At 62.5% G+C, this 16612-nt stretch carries 18 protein-coding genes; 7 read left to right on the top strand and 11 right to left on the bottom strand.

Features of this window, described 5'->3' with window-relative positions; all coding sequences use genetic code 11:
• Positions 1-19: 19 nt before the first annotated feature.
• The 4 genes from MUU55_RS13615 to MUU55_RS13600 all read left to right on the top strand — a co-directional run bounded on the left by MUU55_RS13615 (position 20) and on the right by MUU55_RS13600 (position 4256).
• Positions 20-793, top strand: coding sequence for an enoyl-CoA hydratase (locus MUU55_RS13615; RefSeq protein ID WP_244761281.1), 774 nt, complete (start codon positions 20-22; stop codon positions 791-793).
• A 191-nt stretch (positions 794-984) separates the two neighbouring features.
• On the top strand, positions 985-1251 hold the full coding sequence (gene rpsT, locus MUU55_RS13610) for a 30S ribosomal protein S20 (RefSeq protein ID WP_244761280.1): 267 nt from the start codon (positions 985-987) through the stop codon (positions 1249-1251).
• A gap of 877 nt (positions 1252-2128) precedes the next feature.
• Entirely contained in the window at positions 2129-3685 is a 1557-nt protein-coding gene (dnaA, locus tag MUU55_RS13605; RefSeq protein WP_244761279.1) for a chromosomal replication initiator protein DnaA, read from the top strand.
• A 70-nt stretch (positions 3686-3755) separates the two neighbouring features.
• The gene (locus MUU55_RS13600) at positions 3756-4256 is read left to right on the top strand and encodes a GNAT family N-acetyltransferase (protein WP_244761278.1); all 501 of its coding nucleotides are present in this window, start codon (positions 3756-3758) and stop codon (positions 4254-4256) included.
• On the opposite strand, the gene gcvA is transcribed toward MUU55_RS13600, so the two are convergent.
• On the bottom strand, positions 4253-5149 hold the full coding sequence (gene gcvA, locus MUU55_RS13595) for a transcriptional regulator GcvA (protein ID WP_244761277.1): 897 nt from the start codon (positions 5147-5149) through the stop codon (positions 4253-4255). The genes MUU55_RS13600 and gcvA overlap by 4 nt on opposite strands.
• 137 nt (positions 5150-5286) lie before the next feature.
• On the opposite strand from gcvA, the gene MUU55_RS13590 reads away from it, so the two are divergent.
• The gene (locus tag MUU55_RS13590) at positions 5287-6216 is read left to right on the top strand and encodes a DMT family transporter (protein WP_244761276.1); all 930 of its coding nucleotides are present in this window, start codon (positions 5287-5289) and stop codon (positions 6214-6216) included.
• Between the two features lie 53 nt (positions 6217-6269).
• Here the strand turns inward: MUU55_RS13590 and hemW are convergent, their stop codons facing one another.
• The 4 genes from hemW to rph are packed head-to-tail and all read right to left on the bottom strand — an operon-like array spanning position 6270 to position 9269.
• Entirely contained in the window at positions 6270-7463 is a 1194-nt protein-coding gene (gene hemW, locus MUU55_RS13585) for a radical SAM family heme chaperone HemW (protein WP_244761275.1), read from the bottom strand.
• Between the two features lie 7 nt (positions 7464-7470).
• A complete protein-coding gene (rdgB, locus tag MUU55_RS13580) occupies positions 7471-8115 on the bottom strand; it encodes an RdgB/HAM1 family non-canonical purine NTP pyrophosphatase (protein ID WP_244761274.1) in 645 nt (214 codons plus the stop codon).
• A gap of 8 nt (positions 8116-8123) precedes the next feature.
• On the bottom strand, positions 8124-8540 hold the full coding sequence (locus MUU55_RS13575; protein WP_244761273.1) for a VOC family protein: 417 nt from the start codon (positions 8538-8540) through the stop codon (positions 8124-8126).
• A 9-nt stretch (positions 8541-8549) separates the two neighbouring features.
• A complete protein-coding gene (gene rph / locus MUU55_RS13570; RefSeq protein WP_117368410.1) occupies positions 8550-9269 on the bottom strand; it encodes a ribonuclease PH in 720 nt (239 codons plus the stop codon).
• Positions 9270-9444: 175 nt separating this feature from the next.
• On the opposite strand from rph, the gene hrcA reads away from it, so the two are divergent.
• Both hrcA and grpE read left to right on the top strand, forming a co-directional pair.
• Positions 9445-10524 carry a heat-inducible transcriptional repressor HrcA gene (gene hrcA / locus MUU55_RS13565; RefSeq protein ID WP_244761272.1) on the top strand — a complete coding sequence of 360 codons (1080 nt, stop codon included), beginning with the start codon at positions 9445-9447 and terminating at the stop codon, positions 10522-10524.
• 82 nt (positions 10525-10606) lie between these two features.
• Complete coding sequence (grpE, locus tag MUU55_RS13560) at positions 10607-11221, top strand: nucleotide exchange factor GrpE (protein WP_244761271.1); 615 nt, start codon at positions 10607-10609, stop codon at positions 11219-11221.
• A gap of 73 nt (positions 11222-11294) precedes the next feature.
• Here grpE and ptsN read toward each other — a convergent pair whose 3' ends face one another.
• The 6 genes from ptsN to lptC form a co-directional block, all read right to left on the bottom strand.
• Entirely contained in the window at positions 11295-11759 is a 465-nt protein-coding gene (gene ptsN / locus MUU55_RS13555; protein ID WP_244761270.1) for a PTS IIA-like nitrogen regulatory protein PtsN, read from the bottom strand.
• Between the two features lie 72 nt (positions 11760-11831).
• Positions 11832-12407 carry a ribosome hibernation-promoting factor, HPF/YfiA family gene (hpf, locus tag MUU55_RS13550; protein WP_244761269.1) on the bottom strand — a complete coding sequence of 192 codons (576 nt, stop codon included), beginning with the start codon at positions 12405-12407 and terminating at the stop codon, positions 11832-11834.
• A gap of 250 nt (positions 12408-12657) precedes the next feature.
• A complete protein-coding gene (gene rpoN, locus MUU55_RS13545) occupies positions 12658-14217 on the bottom strand; it encodes an RNA polymerase factor sigma-54 (RefSeq protein WP_244761268.1) in 1560 nt (519 codons plus the stop codon).
• A 139-nt stretch (positions 14218-14356) separates the two neighbouring features.
• Entirely contained in the window at positions 14357-15142 is a 786-nt protein-coding gene (gene lptB, locus MUU55_RS13540; protein WP_244761560.1) for an LPS export ABC transporter ATP-binding protein, read from the bottom strand.
• A 34-nt stretch (positions 15143-15176) separates the two neighbouring features.
• Entirely contained in the window at positions 15177-15737 is a 561-nt protein-coding gene (locus tag MUU55_RS13535) for an LptA/OstA family protein (protein ID WP_244761267.1), read from the bottom strand.
• Positions 15738-15744: 7 nt separating this feature from the next.
• The gene (gene lptC, locus MUU55_RS13530; protein WP_244761266.1) at positions 15745-16413 is read right to left on the bottom strand and encodes an LPS export ABC transporter periplasmic protein LptC; all 669 of its coding nucleotides are present in this window, start codon (positions 16411-16413) and stop codon (positions 15745-15747) included.
• Positions 16414-16612: the final 199 nt, after the last annotated feature.

Genomic DNA, 16612 nt, shown 5'->3' with positions numbered 1-16612 from the left:
AGAAAAGAGGAGAGAGACGATGGCCTATGAAACCCTGCTGGTGGAGACGCGCGGACGCGTCGGCCTCATCACGCTCAACCGGCCGCAGGCGCTGAACGCGCTGAACCGCAAGCTGCTGGAGGAGCTGAAGAGCGTTCTCGCCGGCTTCGAGGCGGATGCCGGGATCGGCGCCATCGTGCTCACCGGCTCGGAAAAGGCCTTTGCCGCCGGCGCCGATATCAAGGAAATGCAGCCCTACGGTTTTGCCGAGGCGGTCGTGGAAGACCTTGCCGCGGGCTGGGACGAGGTCGCGGCCTTCCGTAAGCCGATGATCGCCGCCGTCAGCGGCTTTGCGCTGGGCGGCGGCTGCGAGGTCGCCATGATGTGCGATTTCATCATCGCCTCGGAGACGGCGAAGTTCGGCCAGCCGGAAATCACGCTCGGCATCATCCCCGGCATGGGCGGCACGCAGCGCCTGACGCGCGCGCTCGGCAAGTCCAAGGCGATGGACCTGATCCTGACGGGGCGAATGATGGATGCGGCGGAGGCCGAGCGCTGCGGGCTTGTCGCCCGCGTTGTCGCGCCGGAAAAGCTTCTCGACGAGGCGATGGCCGCGGCGGAGAAGATCGCGGGCTTCTCGCTGCCTTCGACCATGATGGCCAAGGAGGCGGTGAGCCGCGCCTATGAAACGGTATTGTCGGAAGGCATGCGTGCCGAGCGCCGGCTGTTCCATGCGCTCTTTGCCACGGAAGATCAGAAGGAGGGCATGACGGCCTTCATCGAGAAGCGCAAGCCGACTTTCGGCAACCGGTGATTCATCCGGGCGGCGTTTCTTGCAGAATCCGCGTTGACGACCCCGCGGTTTCCAGCTATACGCCGCCCACAGTTTGGAAAGCCGAATTCTGAGGTTTTCCGATATTGCTCCCGAATTGCTTGGATGACAGGTCGCAGTGACCCGGCACGGCGAAGGTGGAGTTCGTGTCAGATTTCTGAAGAGAGGCATACATGGCCAATACCAGCTCGGCAAAGAAGGCGACCCGCAAGATCGCCGCGCGCACCGCAGTCAACAAGTCGCGCCGTTCGCGCGTCCGCAACTTCATCCGCAAGGTCGAAGAAGCCATCGCTTCCGGCGACCAGGCTTCCGCTGCTGCCGCCCTCAAGGCTGCCCAGCCGGAACTGATGCGCGCTGCCACCAAGGGCGTGCTTCATTCCAATACGGCTTCCCGCAAGGTTTCGCGCCTCGCGAACCGCGTCAAGACGATGATGGCCTGATCAGCTCACAACCAGAGCTATGCAATATTAGCAAAAGCCCGGCGCCTGCGCCGGGCTTTTTGTTTTGTTTTTCGGCCCCGCTATGGTTAACGTGCAAGGCTCGATCGTGTCAAAAGAGTGACGAAGAAAACTCTTTAAATTCAGTTACTTGCTGGAGGTTATCCCGCCTTGGTGCCCCTTTCGTAGCGGGAGTTTGACAGCAATTTGAGTCAAGCGAATTTTTATTTTTTTCGTTTTTCGAACGTCGCGAAACCCACCCGAAAACAAAGCCATTGATTCCTAACGGATTCTGTTGCGAGGGGGGCTTTCCGAGTCAAAAACGCCCTTCCGAGTCAACGCCCGGCCCTTAATTTTGCGTAAAATTCGTGATTGATCTTGGGGCATGATCCTGCCTAAATGCTTTCCACAGGGGGCGCGGACATATCCCGAAAATGATCGCCGGCAAGACTGTCTCACAAGGCAGCGGTGGTTGTTTGTTCCCTGTAACGGAGCCGCCCACGCTTCGTAAAATCATCCAACCGGCAAAGCTTGCCCCAGATGCCCCTGGCACTCTGGCAGGGCTTTTTGTGACCTTGGTTGCGCCGGATGAAAGCCGTTGAGGACGGTCGGATGAACGCGGGCATGCCTGCCGGACGCTCAACGAGGGAGCGGATGGCATGGCTCACAAACGGACCAAGCGGATCGGGCATGACGCCGGATCTTTCGAGGCCCGACTTGTGTTTGACAAACAGGATGGTGCTGAAGGTAGGGGGTCGGCACTGTCAGGGACACCAGAACCCGTTCGGGCGATTGGCTCGATACGGACGGGGGATGGCAAACATGGAAGGCGTCGGCAGGACTGCCGGCGTGGCGAAGAAGCATGAAAGAAGGCGGCAAGATGCAGATGAATACGGCCAGGACGACTGGTGCATTCGCGAACGGGGAAAATGCACTCAAGGCGCTTCCGACAGAAGAAGCGACCGTGGCGGGGGTCTCATCCGATATGAAGCAGGACGCGATTTTCGAACGGGTCAGCGCGCGCCTGAAGGCGCAGGTCGGTCCGGACGTCTTCGCAAGCTGGTTCGGTCGACTGAAGATTCATTCCGTCTCCAAGAGCGTCGTGCGCCTGTCGGTGCCCACGACCTTCCTGAAGTCGTGGATCAACAACCGTTATCTCGATCTCATCACCAGCCTGTTCCAGCAGGAGGATGCCGAAATCCTCAAGGTGGAAATCCTGGTGCGCACCGCGACCCGCGGCGTGCGTCCCGGCAGCCTCGACGAGGCCGTCGCTGTTGCCGAACCCGCACCGCAGGCCCAGCCGCGCCGCGCCGCCTCCGGTCCGCAGCCCGTCGCCAACGCCATTGCGTCCATTGCGCCTGCCGCCCAGCCGCGCGCCCAGCATACCGGCCCGCTCTTCGGTTCGCCGCTCGACCAGCGTTATACGTTCGATGCCTTCGTCGAGGGCACCTCGAACCGCGTTGCCCTTGCCGCCGCCCGCACCATTGCGGAAGCCGGCGCCGGTGCCGTGCGCTTCAACCCGCTCTTCGTCCATTCCAGCGTCGGCCTCGGCAAGACGCATCTTCTGCAGGCCATCGCGCTTGGTGCACTCTCCAGCGCCCGAAATCCGCGCGTCGTCTATCTGACCGCCGAATATTTCATGTGGCGCTTCGCGACCGCGATCCGCGACAATGACGCGCTCTCCCTCAAGGAGACGCTGCGCAACATCGATCTCCTGATCATTGACGACATGCAGTTCCTGCAGGGCAATTCGATCCAGAACGAATTCTGCCATCTGCTCAACATGCTGCTCGATTCCGCCAAGCAGGTCGTCGTCGCCGCCGACCGTGCGCCGTGGGAACTGGAATCGCTTGACCCGCGCGTTCGCTCGCGTCTCCAGGGTGGCGTTGCCATCGAGATGGAAGCGCCCGACTACGAGATGCGCCTCGAAATCCTCAAGCGCCGCCTTGCGGCTGCCCAGCAGGAAGATGGTTCGCTCGACATCTCGCCGGAAATTCTGAGCCATGTCGCCCGCAATATCACGGCCAGCGGCCGCGAACTGGAAGGCGCCTTCAACCAGCTGCTGTTCCGTCGCTCTTTCGAGCCGAACCTGACGATCGAGCGCGTCGACGAACTGCTCGGCCATCTCGTCGCTGCCGGCGAGCCGCGCCGCGTACGCATCGAAGACATCCAGCGCGTCGTTGCCAAGCACTACAACGTCTCGCGCCAGGAACTGGTCTCGAACCGCCGCACCCGCGTCATCGTCAAGCCGCGCCAGATCGCCATGTATCTGTCGAAGACGCTGACGCCGCGTTCCTTCCCGGAAATCGGTCGCCGTTTCGGCGGACGCGATCACACCACGGTTCTGCATGCCGTGCGCAAGATCGAGGAACTGATCTCGGGCGATACCAAGCTCAGCCACGAGATCGAGCTTCTGAAGCGCCTGATCAACGAATAGACCCTATCCCTCTAGCGTGACGCCGTGCCATCCTCTGGATGTGCGCGGCGTTCGTATTCCGGACATCGGCATGCGCCTGCTCGTCACCTACATGGAACTGCGGGAGCCGCTGGCGAGCCGTCCGGCGCTGCCGGTGCCGGCTGCCCATCTGTCAGTCCAGCCGGAACGTCTCTCCGTCGAAGACTATCTGCTTCTCTACCGGGAGATCGGCACGCCGCTCACCTGGGATTCCCGCCTGCACATGTCACAGGCGGCGCTGGCGGCTTTTCTGTCGGCGCCCTCGACGGTGACCTTGGTCCTGCGCGAAGCGGGGCGGGCGATCGGTCTCTGTGAATTCGATGCCGCCGATGCCGATGAGATCGAGCTCACGCATTTCGGCCTCGTGCCTGCTGCCTATGGCCGGCGCATCGGCCCCTGGCTGCTCGATACGGCGCTGCGGACCGTCTGGCGCGAGACGATGCGGCGGATCTGGCTGCATACGGATACCAACGACCATCCGAAGGCGCAGGCAACCTACAGGCGGGCAGGGTTCGAAATCTACAAAGAGCAGATGGAAGATTTTCCGGACTAGCTTCCACGCACGGCGCGGGCCTCTTCCGTCAGCCATTGCCGCAGGGTCGCGACGGCCGGGCGGTCCAGCGCGCCGGGCGGATAGACGATGTAATAAGCAAGCCCTGTTGCAACACCCTTTGAAAAGGGCGCGATCAGCCGGCGTTCCTGGATTTCCCGGGCCACCAGTGACAGCCGCACCAGCACCACGCCATCGCCCGCCTTCGCCGCTTCGATCGCGCCATTGCTGTCGGTAAAGACGGGGCCGCGCTGGGCGTCGATCTCGGTGATGCCGTTGGATTCCAGCCAGAGCCGCCAGTCCTGCCGGTGCACGTCGTGAATCAGCACATGTTTTCTGAGGTCACCAGGCTCATCGAGCGGTATCCGCTCGCGCAGGGAAGGGGCGATGACGGGCACGAGATCGTCATCCAGCAGCCGTTCGCTCACCAGTCCTTCATAACGGCCAAAGCCGTGGCGGATCGCGATATCGACACCGTCGCGCGCGAAGTCGACGAGGCGGTTGGAGGCGCTGATGCGGATATCGGCGCCGGGCAGACGCTCTTCGAATTTCGGCAGGCGCGGCACCAGCCATTGCGCCGCGAAGGTCGGCGTGCAGCTGATCAGCAAGGTCGCCGGTGAGCGTGCCCGGATCAGCAATTCTTCCGTCGCCTCGCGCATCAGCCGGAAGGCCGAGCGCATGGCCTTGAAGTAGCCTTCGCCATCGTCCGTCAGGATCAGCCGGCGCGGCTTGCGCTCGAAGAGCCGCACACCGAGCGCCTCCTCGAGATCGCGGATCTGCAGGCTGACGGCGCCAGGCGTGACCGAGAGCTCGTCGGCGGCAAGCGTGACGGAGAGATGCCGTGCCGTCGCCTCGAAGGCGCGCAGGCCGGACAGGGAGGGGAGACGGCCGTTCATGGTTTAGTTTTTCTCGCTGATATCGGGAAATATGATCGTTTGTCTCAGGCGGAAATTCCCGGAATGATAGCGCAAATTCCGGTGTTTCACATCGAGCCCTTTCATCCGGTTTAGAAAAAATCTCTGAGGAACCTATCATGGCAAACCGTCCCATGACGACGATCGAATGGGGTCTGCTCATCGCGCTTTCGGCGCTGTGGGGCGGCTCGTTCCTGTTCAACGGCATTCTCGTGCGTGAGCTGCCGCCACTCACCATCGTCGCCGCCCGCGTGGCGCTGGCGGCGATTGCGCTCTGGACCATCGTGCGGCTTTCCGGTCATTCGGTGCCGCGCAGCCGCGAGGTCTGGCTCGCCTTTCTCGGCATGGGCGTGCTCAACAATGTCATCCCCTTCTCGCTGATTGTCTGGGGCCAGACGCATATTGCCAGCGGCCTAGCCTCGATCCTCAATGCCACGACGCCGCTCTTCGCGGTCATCGTCGCCCATGTATTGACGGAGGACGAGAAAATGACGGGCGGTCGGCTGGTCGGCGTGCTCGTCGGTTTTGCCGGGGTGGCGCTGATGATTGGCCCTTCGGTCCTGTCGGATCTCGGCACGAATGTGCTGGCGCAGCTCGCTGTGCTCGGGGCTGCCGTATCCTATGCCTTTGCCGGCATCTGGGGGCGTCGTTTCCGCCGCATGGGCCTGCCGCCGCTCCTGCCGGCGGCCGGACAGGTCACGGCCTCGGCGCTCATCATGCTGCCGGTGGCGCTGGTCGTCGATCGTCCCTGGACGCTGGCCATGCCCTCGCAGGAGGCCTGGCTCGCCCTGTTCGGGCTTGCCGTGCTCGCCACAGCACTCGCCTACGTCATCTTCTTCCGCATCCTTGCGACGGCGGGGGCGACGAACCTGATGCTAGTGACCTTCCTTATCCCCGTCAGCGCCATCCTGCTCGGCGCGCTCGTTCTGGGCGAGGTGCTGGCGCCGAAGCATTTTGCCGGCATGGCACTGATCGCCATCGGCCTTGCAGCTATCGACGGGCGGGTCTCGAGGATGTTTGCGGGTAAACGCCGGTCGGCAGATGCCTGAAGCAATTCCAGCAAAAGTGCGAAGCGGTTTTGCGTCCGGAATTGCGTGAAATGCTAGCAGGCGAGATCGGCGACGACAGCATCGAGGATCAGCATTCCCGCCGGCGTGCAGCGCAGGCGGGAATTGCCGAGGCGCTCGATGAAGCCGTGCTCGATGAGGAACTGTTCGCGATCCGGATCCGGCTCGCGGCCGGACAAGGCCTGCCAGCGCACGAGATCGATGCCTTCCTTAAGGCGCAGCCCCATCAGCAGCAGTTCGTCGGCCTGCGCCTCGCGCTCCAGCAGCTCCTGGTCCACCATGCCATGGCCTTCGGCCTCGACGAGGCTCAGCCAGCCCTCCGGCTTGCGTTCCGTGGCGGTGGCGATCTTCGCGCCGCCGGTCGTCAGCCGCCCATGGGCGCCGGGGCCGATGCCGACATAGTCGCCATAGCGCCAGTAGGTCAGGTTATGGCGGCTCTCGGAGCCGGGGCGGGCATGGTTGGAGACCTCGTAGGCCGGCATGCCCTCGCGCTCGGTGATCTCCTGCGTCGCCTCGTAGAGTACGGCGGATTGTTCGCCATCCGGCACGATCAGCTTGCCGGCCTTGTGCAGGCCGTAGAAGGGCGTGCCCTCCTCGATGGTGAGCTGGTAGAGCGAGAGGTGATCGACGGCGTAGGAGACGGCCTCCTTCAACTCGCGGTCCCAGTCCTCGACGGTCTGGTTCGGACGGGCATAGATCAGGTCGAAGGACATGCGCGGAAAAATGTCGCGCGCTAGCCGGATGGCCTTCAAGGCATCGGCGACGTCATGCAGGCGTCCCAGGAATTTCAGGTCGCGGTCGTTCAGCGCCTGAACGCCGAGCGAGACTCGATTGACGCCGGCGGCGCGATAGCCGCGAAAACGCTCGGCCTCGACGCTGGAGGGATTGGCCTCCATGGTGATCTCGATACCATCGGGCACATGCCAGTGGCGGGCGATGCCGTTGAGGATGGCATCCACCGTCTCCGGCGCCATCAGCGAGGGCGTGCCGCCGCCCATGAAGATGCTGGTGACGGTGCGCGAGCCGGTCATCCGGCGCATCGTCGCCATTTCCTTCAAAAAGGCCTGCACGAAGCGCGGCTGGTCGACCGGCTGGTGGCGCACATGGCTGTTGAAGTCACAATAGGGGCATTTGGCGGCACAGAACGGCCAGTGCACATAGATGCCGAAGCCGGGATCGGAGAGATCCGGCGTAAAGCTCGGCCGCATGTCGAAAGGCACTGCCGTCATGTGTCTTTTACGCTTTCAGGCAGGTTTCGACGAAAATCTTGAAGGCACGCGCCCGGTGCGACAGCGCCGTGGCATCACCGGGCTTCCAGCCGTGTTTTTCCTCGGCGCTCATCTCGCCGAAGGTCGTCGCGTAACCTTCGGGCTGGAATACCGGATCGTAACCAAAGCCCTTTTCGCCGCGCGGCGGCCAGACGACGGTGCCTTCGACTTCGCCGCGGAAGAGTTCGGTGTGGCCATCCGGCCAGGCAAGGCAGAGCACGGAGACGAAGCGTGCGGTACGGTCCTTGGCCTCGCTCGCCCCCTTCTCGGCCAGCGCCTTTTCGACCTTTTCCATGGCCATCGCGAAATCGCGCGTGCCGTCTGCCTTTTCCGCCCAGTTGGCGGTGTAGACGCCCGGCGCGCCGTCGAGCGCATCGATCACGAGGCCAGAATCGTCCGAAAGGGCCGGCAGGCCCGAGGCCCTGGCGGAGGCGAGCGCCTTGATCGCGGCGTTTTCCTCGAAGGTCGTGCCGGTTTCATCCGGCTCGTCGAATTTCAGTTCGGCGGCGGACTTGGCGGAAAAGCCGAAGGGGCCGATCAGGTCCTCGATCTCGCGGATTTTTCCGGAATTGTGGCTGGCGACGACGATCGTCTTGGTATCAAGCTTGCGCATAAGGCTTCCTAAGCGATGGTCCACAGACCCGGCTCGGCACATTCGAGGCTGTTGCCGGCGGGGTCGCGAAAATAGATCGAGCGGGCGCCGTTCGGCCAGCGAAAGTCCGCTTCGATGGTGATGCCGGCTTCTATGAGCTTTTTCACCCAGAAATCAAGCTCTGGCCCCGGAACGCGGAAGCAGGCGTGTCCCGCACCCGTCGCCCCGTGCACTGGCACGGGGAAGGCGTGGGGCGGCGGCGGGTGGATTGTCTCCTGCGGGTTGAAGATCAGGAGAACGCCAGGGCCGCAACGGAAGAAGACGTGACGGTCAGCTTGCCGGGTGATCTTTTCCAGCCCCAGGATGCCGCCATAGAAAGCTTCCGCCGCGTCGAGGTCGTCAGCATAGAGCGCTGTTTCGAGAATGCCTTCGATCGCGGCGGTCATGGTCGTGCCTTATCCGGCGATCGCCTGCTTCTGCAGGGCGACGAGTTCGGCAATGCCGTTGCGGGCAAGCGTCATCAGGCTGGAGAATTCCTCTTCCGTGAACGGCTTGCCTTCGGCAGTACCCTGGATCTCGACGATGCCGCCCGAGCCGGTCATGACGAAATTGGCGTCGGTCTCGGCGGCGGAATCCTCGAGATAATCGAGATCGATCACCGACTGGTTGGCGAAGATGCCGCAGGAGATCGCGGCGATATGATCCTTCAGGACCTTCTCCGTCTTGATCATGTTGCGCGCTTCCATCCATTTCAGGCAGTCGTGCAGGGCGATGAAGGCACCGGTGATCGAGGCCGTGCGCGTGCCGCCATCGGCCTGGATGACGTCGCAGTCGATGGTGATCTGGCGTTCGCCGAGTGCTTCGAGATCGACGATCGCGCGCAGCGAGCGTCCGATCAGACGCTGGATTTCCTGCGTGCGGCCGCCCTGCTTGCCGCTGGCGGCCTCGCGCTTCATGCGGTCGCCGGTGGCGCGCGGCAGCATGCCGTATTCGGCCGTCACCCAGCCCTTGCCGCTGTTGCGCAGCCACGGCGGCGTCTTGTCTTCAAGGCTTGCCGTTACCAGCACATGCGTGTCGCCGAACTTGACGAGACAGGATCCCTCGGCATGTTTGGATACGTTGCGCTCGAAAGAAACCTTGCGCATCTGATCGGTTTTTCTGCCGGACGGCCGCATGACGAACTCCTGTCTCATGATATCTGGGAAGGTGCTTTAGACCAGTTCGCCGGAGGAGGGAATGGCGCGGCCGCGCTAGCGCTGATTTCTCGGCATGGTGTGCCGCGAAAATCCGTTTTGCGCTGGCAGCCGAAATCACTATATTCTCAGGGAATAACAAGGTTGCTGATGAAAGATGGTTTTGAGGTCTCCGGGTCCTGATATTCATTCGTCGCTCGATGAGCGGTCGGGCGAGATCTTCCGCCGCATCGTGGAGAGCTATCTGGAAAGCGGCGAACCACTCGGCTCGCGCAACCTGTCGCGCATTCTGCCCATGTCGCTGTCGCCCGCCTCCGTGCGCAATGTGATGAGCGATCTGGAGGAACTGGGCCTCATCTATTCCCCGCATATCAGCGCCGGCCGCCTGCCGACGCAGCTCGGCCTGCGCTTCTTCGTCGATGCCTTCATGCAGGTCGGCAATATCTCGCCGGAGGATCGCGCCTCGATCGAGCGGCATGTGCGCCCGCACGGCCAGAAGCACACGGCCGTCGAAACCATGATGAACGAGGCGAGCCAGGCGCTGTCGGGCATGTCGCGTGGCGCCGGGCTGGTCATCACCACCAAGAACGACGCCGTGCTCAAGCATGTCGAGTTCATCCGGCTGGAGCCGACCAAGGCGCTTGTCGTGCTGGTCGGCGATCACGACCAGGTGGAAAACCGTATCATCGAGCTGCCGGCCGGCATCACAGGCTCGCAGCTCACCGAGGCTGCCAATTTCCTCAACGCGCATCTCGCCGGCAACACGCTGGTCGAGGCGCGCTCGCAGCTGGAGCGGCTGCGCGGCGAAATCAGCGGCGAGCTGGACAAGCTGTCGCAGGATCTCGTCGAGCGCGGCCTTGCCGTCTGGTCCGGCGGTTTCGAGGCGGGCAAGCCGACGCGGCTCATCGTGCGCGGCCGGGCGAACCTGCTCGAAGGTCTTGCCGGTGCCGACGATATCGACCGTCTGCGCATGCTGTTCGACGATCTCGAACGCAAGGACGGCCTGATCGAGCTCTTGAACCTCGCGGAAACCGGGCCGGGCGTGCGCATCTTCATCGGGTCGGAGAACAAGCTGTTTTCGCTGTCCGGCTCCTCGCTCATCGTCGCGCCCTACCGCGACAGCGACGAGAAGATCGTCGGCGCCGTCGGCGTCATCGGTCCCACACGGCTCAATTATTCGCGGATCGTGCCGATGGTGGACTATACCGCGCAGCTGATGTCGCGGCTTTCACGCTGAAGTGGCCATCAACCCTTGATTTTTCGGGCTCAAAGCTCGATATCGGGCCCAAACCCAGGATACATGCAATTCGGAGACCGTCATGACCGACGAGAGCAAGAAACACGGACCTGACGACGTGGTGGATATCAGCCTGGCTGCGGATGCAGCGGCAGACGCCGCCGTCGAGGCCGACACCCCGTACGAGCCGGATCCGCTCGACGTGCTGCGCACGGAGAATTCGGACCTGCGCGACAAATACCTGCGCCTTGCCGCGGAAATGGACAATCTGCGCCGCCGTACCGAACGCGACGTGAAGGACGCCAAGTCCTATTCGGTTGCCGGCTTCGCCCGTGACATGCTGGCCGTCTCCGACAATCTGCGCCGCGCGCTCGACGCGATCCCGGCGGACGCGCTGGCGACCGACGACAGCGTCAAGACGCTGGCCGAAGGCGTGGAGATGACCGAGCGCTCGATGCTCGCTGCCCTCGAGCGTCACGGCGTGCGCAAGCTCGAGCCGGTCGGCGAGAAGTTCGATCCGAACTTCCATCAGGCGATGTTCGAAGTGCCGAACCCCGAGGTTCCCAACAACACGGTCGTCCAGGTCGTGCAGGAAGGTTACGTCATCGGCGAACGTGTGCTGCGCCCGGCCATGGTCGGTGTCGCCAAGGGCGGCCCGAAGGCGCCGGCAGGCGACGCGGGTGCCACGCAGGCCTGATCGAAGGCTTTTACGGACAAAGAAAAACCGGCGGTCGCAAAACCGCCGGTTTTTTCATGCGAATTCGAAAGCCTCAGGCCGCGTTCGATGCGTGTTCTTCGCTGAGGCAGGCATAGATCGCGCTTTCGCTGTCGGAAGCGCGCAGCTTTGCGACCATGGTGGGGTCGCGCAGCACGCGGGCGATGCGGGACAGGGCCTTCAGGTGGTCCGCACCCGCACCTTCCGGCGCGAGCAGCAGGAAGACGAGGTCGACCGGCTGGTCGTCCAACGCTTCGAAATCCACGGGGGTCTCGAGCCTCGCGAAGAGGCCCGTGATCTGTGAAAGTTCCTTCAGCTTGCCGTGCGGGATGGCGATGCCATTGCCCACGCCGGTCGAACCGAGTCGCTCGCGCTGAAGGATGACGTCGAAGATCTCACGTTCCGGAAGCCCGGTGATCTTTGCCGCTTTAACCGCCAGCTCCTGAAGCAGCTGCTTCTTGGAGTTGGCTTTCATCGCCGGAATAATCGCACTCTGCTGCAGTAGACCTGCCAATGCCATGCTTTTGTCCTCGTGCGCTGGGTGAAGGTTTGAAGAAGCGTGGCGCCCGTCCCGGCACCACGCCTCCATCACTCAGCTTTTGATATTGGCTGCATCAATCCAGCCAATATTGCCGTCGTTGCGTCGGTAGACGATATTGAGCTGCTCCGACCCGGCGCTGCGGAACAGAAGAACCGGATCATCCGTCATGTCGAGCGCCATGACGGCGCCTGCGACAGACATTGTCCGCAGTTTCTTCGTGCTTTCCGCAACGATGGTCGGTGCGTAGTCCTCGGGAAGCTCATCGTCTTCGTCGGGGACCGAATCCATCACCGTGTAGGCCACTTCTGCAAAGGCGTCGTGACCGTTGCCATTGTGGTGGGCCTTGAGTTTGCGCTTGTACCGACGCAGGCGCTTCTCGATCCGTTCCGAGGCCGATTGAAAGGCCACGAGGGGATCGTTTGCTTCGCCATTGGCTTGCAACGCCATCCCGGTGTCGAGATGGACCTTGCAGTCGGCACTGTACCGCGATCCCGCTTTTTCCACGGTGACCTGGCTCGAATATCCTCCGTCAAAATATTTGGTTACGGCTAGTTCCACCTGCTCTTCAATGCGCTGGCGGAAGCTGTCACCGATTTCCATATGTTTACCGGACACACGCACACTCATGGAGGCTACCTCTCTTTCATGATTTGCGCGCACCAGTCTATTCCAACCTCATCTGTGTTCCAAGCTTTTCACGCATGCGCTGTTTGCTGCACCGCACGCTAGAGAAAACCGGGGATATGTTTGGAAGTCCGGTATTTCTTCCCTTCGGAATTGGGGCGCGCATTAGCCCTTCCCGTTTGCGAAGTCAATCAGTGGATTCAGGCATTGTTAACTTCCGTCAACCGGAAGCGCCGGTTTTCCAGCGTTTTCGTCAGGATGCGGCGGCCTTGGCGAGCGCCCGTTTTTCCCGCCGCCGCTGCACGGAGGAGGGAATATTCATCGCCTCGCGATATTTTGCGACCGTGCGGCGAGCGAGCTCGACGCCGCCCTTGCGAAGAATGTCGACGATATCGTCATCCGAAAGCACGGCGTCGGGTAATTCTTGCGTGATCATGGCGCGAATGCGGTGACGCACGCTTTCGGCCGAATGGGAATCGCCGCCCTCCGCCGAGCCGATCGAGACGGTGAAAAAGTATTTGAGCTCGAACAGGCCGCGCGGGGTCAGCATGTATTTGTTCGAGGTAACGCGGCTCACCGTCGATTCATGCATCTTGATCGCTTCGGCGACGGTTTTCAGGTTCAGCGGGCGCAGATGGTCGACGCCGTGCATCAGGAAGGCGTCCTGCTGGCGCACGATCTCGGCCGCCACCTTCATGATGGTACGGGCGCGCTGGTCGAGGCTGCGCGTCAGCCAGTTCGCCGTCTGGAGGCATTCGTTGAGGAAGGTATAGTCCTCACTGTTGCGGTCCGTGTGGCGCGAGACCGCCGCATGATACTCGCGGTTGACGAGAACGCGCGGCAGCGTGTCGGCGTTGAGTTCGATGTGCCAGGTGCCATCGGGGGCCGCCCGCACGAGGATATCGGGCACCACGGCCTCGGACGGGCTCGTCTCGTAACGCGTGCCGGGCTTCGGATCGAGCTTGCGGATTTCCGCGAGCATGTCGAGCAGATCCTCCTCGCCCACACCGCAGAGCTTCTTCAGCGTCGAAAAATCGCGACGCGCGAGCAATTCGAGATTGTCGACGAGCATGGCCATCGCGGGGTCCAGCCGGTCGCGCGCCCTCAGCTGAATGGCAAGACATTCGCTGAGCGAGCGGGCGAAGACGCCGGGTGGGTCCAGTTCCTGCAGGCGGGCCAGAATGCGCTCGATCTCGACGACGGGCTTGCCGAGTTTCAGCGCCGTCTCCGTGGTGCCGCCCTGGAGATAACCGGCCTCGTCGAGCTGGTCGACGAGGTGCTGGGCGATCAGCCGGTCGATGGCATCTGGCAGAACAAAGGGGATCTGTTCGTTGAGCACGTCGGCGAGCGTCTTGCGGCTTGCCACGAAGTCATCGAGGTCATAGCCCTCGCCATCCTCGCCGCCACCCGGCATGGATTTCCACTGGCCGATAAGCTCGGGTGCATCCGCGTTGCGCGGGCCGGCGTCGTCGGGGAAGACATTGTCGAGGCCGCCGTCGAAAATCTCCGGCGCACTGCCGGCACTGCCCTGGGTGGCGGAATCGTAGAGGTCCGGCTGGAAGCCTTCGTCGCTGCCCAGGTTCTCGGCATGCAGAGGGTCGCCGTTGCCGCCGGAATAATCGTCGGCGCCGCGCTCTCGCACGCCGTCCTCGCCGGAGGCGATTTCGAGCAGCGGATTTTTTTCGACTTCCTGCTCGATGAACTGATTGAGCTCGACATGCGTCATCTGCAGCAGCTGAATCGACTGCATCAGTTGCGGTGTCATCACCAGCGACTGGCTTTGGCGCAGAAAAAGGCTTGCGGCGAGGGCCATGCGGACGCGCTACTCCTGGAAAAATCCGCGTCAACCCTCACGGTCCGGCGGCTAAAATCCAACTGGCCCAAAAATTGCTTTTTTGAGGGGTTTGGTCAAGCGCCAGCCGTCAACTTGGTGAAGACGGCGGCGATGCGCCTCAGAGGCTGAAATTGTCACCGAGATAGAGGCGGCGCACATCCGGGTTGCTGACGATGTCGTTTGCCCTTCCATGCGTGAGCACCTCGCCGGCATGGATGATATAGGCGCGGTCGATCAGGCCGAGCGTTTCGCGCACATTGTGGTCGGTGATCAGCACGCCGATGCCGCGCGAGGTGAGGTGGCGCACCAGCGCCTGGATATCCGCCACCGAAATCGGATCCACGCCGGCAAACGGCTCGTCGAGCAGCATGAAGGTCGGATCGGTGGCAAGCGCGCGGGCGATTTCGAGGCGACGGCGTTCACCGCCCGACAGCGCGATGGCCGGTGACTTGCGCAAATGCGAGATCGAGAATTCGGCAAGCAGGCTGTCGAGCTTCTGCTCGCGCCGTGCCTTGTCCTTGTCGTGCACTTCGAGCACGGCGCGGATGTTTTCCTCGACCGTCAGGCCGCGAAAGATCGAGGCTTCCTGCGGCAGGTAACCGACGCCGAGACGCGCACGACGATACATTGGCATCGTCGTCACGTCGTTGCCGTTGATCTCGATCGACCCCTCGTCGACCGGCACGAGGCCGGTGATCATGTAGAAACACGTCGTCTTGCCCGCGCCGTTCGGACCGAGCAGGCCGACGGCCTCCCCCCGGCGCACCACGAGCGAAACACCATTGACGACGCGGCGGTCGCGATAGGTCTTGGTCAGGCCGCGCGCGATCAGCGTTCCCTCGTAGCGCGAGAGATCGGTGCTGTGATGGGCGTCCTGAGCGGCCTTTTTCGGACGGCGCTTCAGCCGGGAGAGGAGGGGCAACGACACGGGCAGCTTATCAGTTGGTTGTCTTGCGCGACTTCGGGTCGAGCTGGATCATGACACGGCCGCCACAGGCGTCGAGCTTGGCTTCGCCGGTGCGCATGGTCACGGCGAGCTGGCAGCCGACGAAGACGTTCTTGCCCTCCGACAGCACGACCTTGTCGCCCTTCAGGAGCAGCGTTTCGTTGACGAGGTTGAACGTGCCGGTATCGGCCGTCGCCTCCTGCGTGCCGGACTTGAGATAGACCTTGCCGGACACGTCGATCTTCTCGATATCCGCATCGCCGCTGGCCACCGAACCGCCGCCCGACTTGTAGTAGACCACCATATTGCCGGCCTGCAGCGTCGTCGTGCCCTGCACGACTTTCACATTGCCGCTGAACTCGGCCTTGTTCTGCTGATCCTGAATCTCGAGCTTGTCGCTCTGGATCTGGATCGGCTGATCGTTCGAGAGCTGCATGCCCTTCATGCGGCTGGTGGTCTGCTGCGCGCCTGCAGGGACCGAGGCCAGCGCGAGGCCGGCGGCAAGAGCGAAAATGCTGGCGGCCCGGACGGGGGCGGAGAGACTGGCGAACATGGCGCTCTTACTTTTCTCGGTTGCGGATGGCGGCGGGATCAACGTCGACGACGACCTTGCCTTCAAAAACGACGGTCCGGCCTTTATCCGTCATTCGCAGCGACTGCGCAACAATGGATGCTTCCGGTGAACGGATGGAAACTGGCTCTGTCGTTTGCATGCTGCCGCCGTTGATATCGAGATGGGCGGAACGGAAGGCGGCTTCGAGACCGGTGTTGAGTGTGATGGTAAAAGGCGCGACCATGTCGAGCAGGTTCTTGCCGCGGTCGTAGATGCCGGTTGCGGCCACCACTTCGGCAACCGTCGTCTCGTTGACCGGCATCTTCGCCTTGATGTTTTCGAGTGTGATGACGTCGGGCTGCTTCATGTCCTGCAGCGCCCGTTCGGCCTTCATGGAATAACTGATGCCGGCGTCGTTGCGGCCCGATATCGCCGGATTGCGCATGACGATCTTGCCGTCCTCGATGGAGGCGCTTTCGACTTGCAGGTCGGCCGGCACCCAAGTGCGCACGATCGAGACGACGACGAAGATGGCCCCGATGAAAAGGGCAGCGGCCGGCAGCGCCACCTTGAGGAAACGCACGCGCGAGGAATGCCGCGTCGCGAGGCGATATGCCTCGGCGGAAACACTCATGCCCGGTGCACCCGTCGGTGCCTCTGTCACGCTGTTCAGCATTCTGCCTGCTTGGTTCTATCCGTCCGACCTTCGCTCGCGGAAGCGACGGGCCGCATGCATAACGGGGCTCATATGGCGATTATTCCTGAACAAACAATGGATGTGCAAGAAACTTCAGCGACGATTTGCCATTTGCGCCGGGAATGCCATATCGATAGGGCCTTCGGCAAGCCAAGACTTGGCCGAACCAGGACATCGA

This window comes from Shinella curvata (assembly GCF_022899935.1).
In the GTDB taxonomy this organism is placed as follows: Bacteria; Pseudomonadota; Alphaproteobacteria; order Rhizobiales; family Rhizobiaceae; genus Shinella; species Shinella curvata.
This window is presented reverse-complemented; position numbering and strand designations above follow the sequence as displayed.

Excerpts from the sequence above, each read along its gene's own strand:
- MUU55_RS13615 (WP_244761281.1), top strand. The coding sequence starts at position 20 with ATGGCCTATGAAACCCTGCTGGTGGAGACGCGCGGACGCGTCGGCCTC.
- rpsT (WP_244761280.1), top strand. The coding sequence starts at position 985 with ATGGCCAATACCAGCTCGGCAAAGAAGGCGACCCGCAAGATCGCCGCG.
- dnaA (WP_244761279.1), top strand. The coding sequence starts at position 2,129 with ATGCAGATGAATACGGCCAGGACGACTGGTGCATTCGCGAACGGGGAA.
- MUU55_RS13600 (WP_244761278.1), top strand. The coding sequence starts at position 3,756 with ATGCGCCTGCTCGTCACCTACATGGAACTGCGGGAGCCGCTGGCGAGC.
- gcvA (WP_244761277.1), bottom strand. The coding sequence starts at position 5,149 with ATGAACGGCCGTCTCCCCTCCCTGTCCGGCCTGCGCGCCTTCGAGGCG.
- MUU55_RS13590 (WP_244761276.1), top strand. The coding sequence starts at position 5,287 with ATGGCAAACCGTCCCATGACGACGATCGAATGGGGTCTGCTCATCGCG.
- hemW (WP_244761275.1), bottom strand. The coding sequence starts at position 7,463 with ATGACGGCAGTGCCTTTCGACATGCGGCCGAGCTTTACGCCGGATCTC.
- rdgB (WP_244761274.1), bottom strand. The coding sequence starts at position 8,115 with ATGCGCAAGCTTGATACCAAGACGATCGTCGTCGCCAGCCACAATTCC.
- MUU55_RS13575 (WP_244761273.1), bottom strand. The coding sequence starts at position 8,540 with ATGACCGCCGCGATCGAAGGCATTCTCGAAACAGCGCTCTATGCTGAC.
- rph (WP_117368410.1), bottom strand. The coding sequence starts at position 9,269 with ATGCGGCCGTCCGGCAGAAAAACCGATCAGATGCGCAAGGTTTCTTTC.
- hrcA (WP_244761272.1), top strand. The coding sequence starts at position 9,445 with ATGGTTTTGAGGTCTCCGGGTCCTGATATTCATTCGTCGCTCGATGAG.
- grpE (WP_244761271.1), top strand. The coding sequence starts at position 10,607 with ATGACCGACGAGAGCAAGAAACACGGACCTGACGACGTGGTGGATATC.
- ptsN (WP_244761270.1), bottom strand. The coding sequence starts at position 11,759 with ATGGCATTGGCAGGTCTACTGCAGCAGAGTGCGATTATTCCGGCGATG.
- hpf (WP_244761269.1), bottom strand. The coding sequence starts at position 12,407 with ATGAGTGTGCGTGTGTCCGGTAAACATATGGAAATCGGTGACAGCTTC.
- rpoN (WP_244761268.1), bottom strand. The coding sequence starts at position 14,217 with ATGGCCCTCGCCGCAAGCCTTTTTCTGCGCCAAAGCCAGTCGCTGGTG.
- MUU55_RS13535 (WP_244761267.1), bottom strand. The coding sequence starts at position 15,737 with ATGTTCGCCAGTCTCTCCGCCCCCGTCCGGGCCGCCAGCATTTTCGCT.
- lptC (WP_244761266.1), bottom strand. The coding sequence starts at position 16,413 with ATGCTGAACAGCGTGACAGAGGCACCGACGGGTGCACCGGGCATGAGT.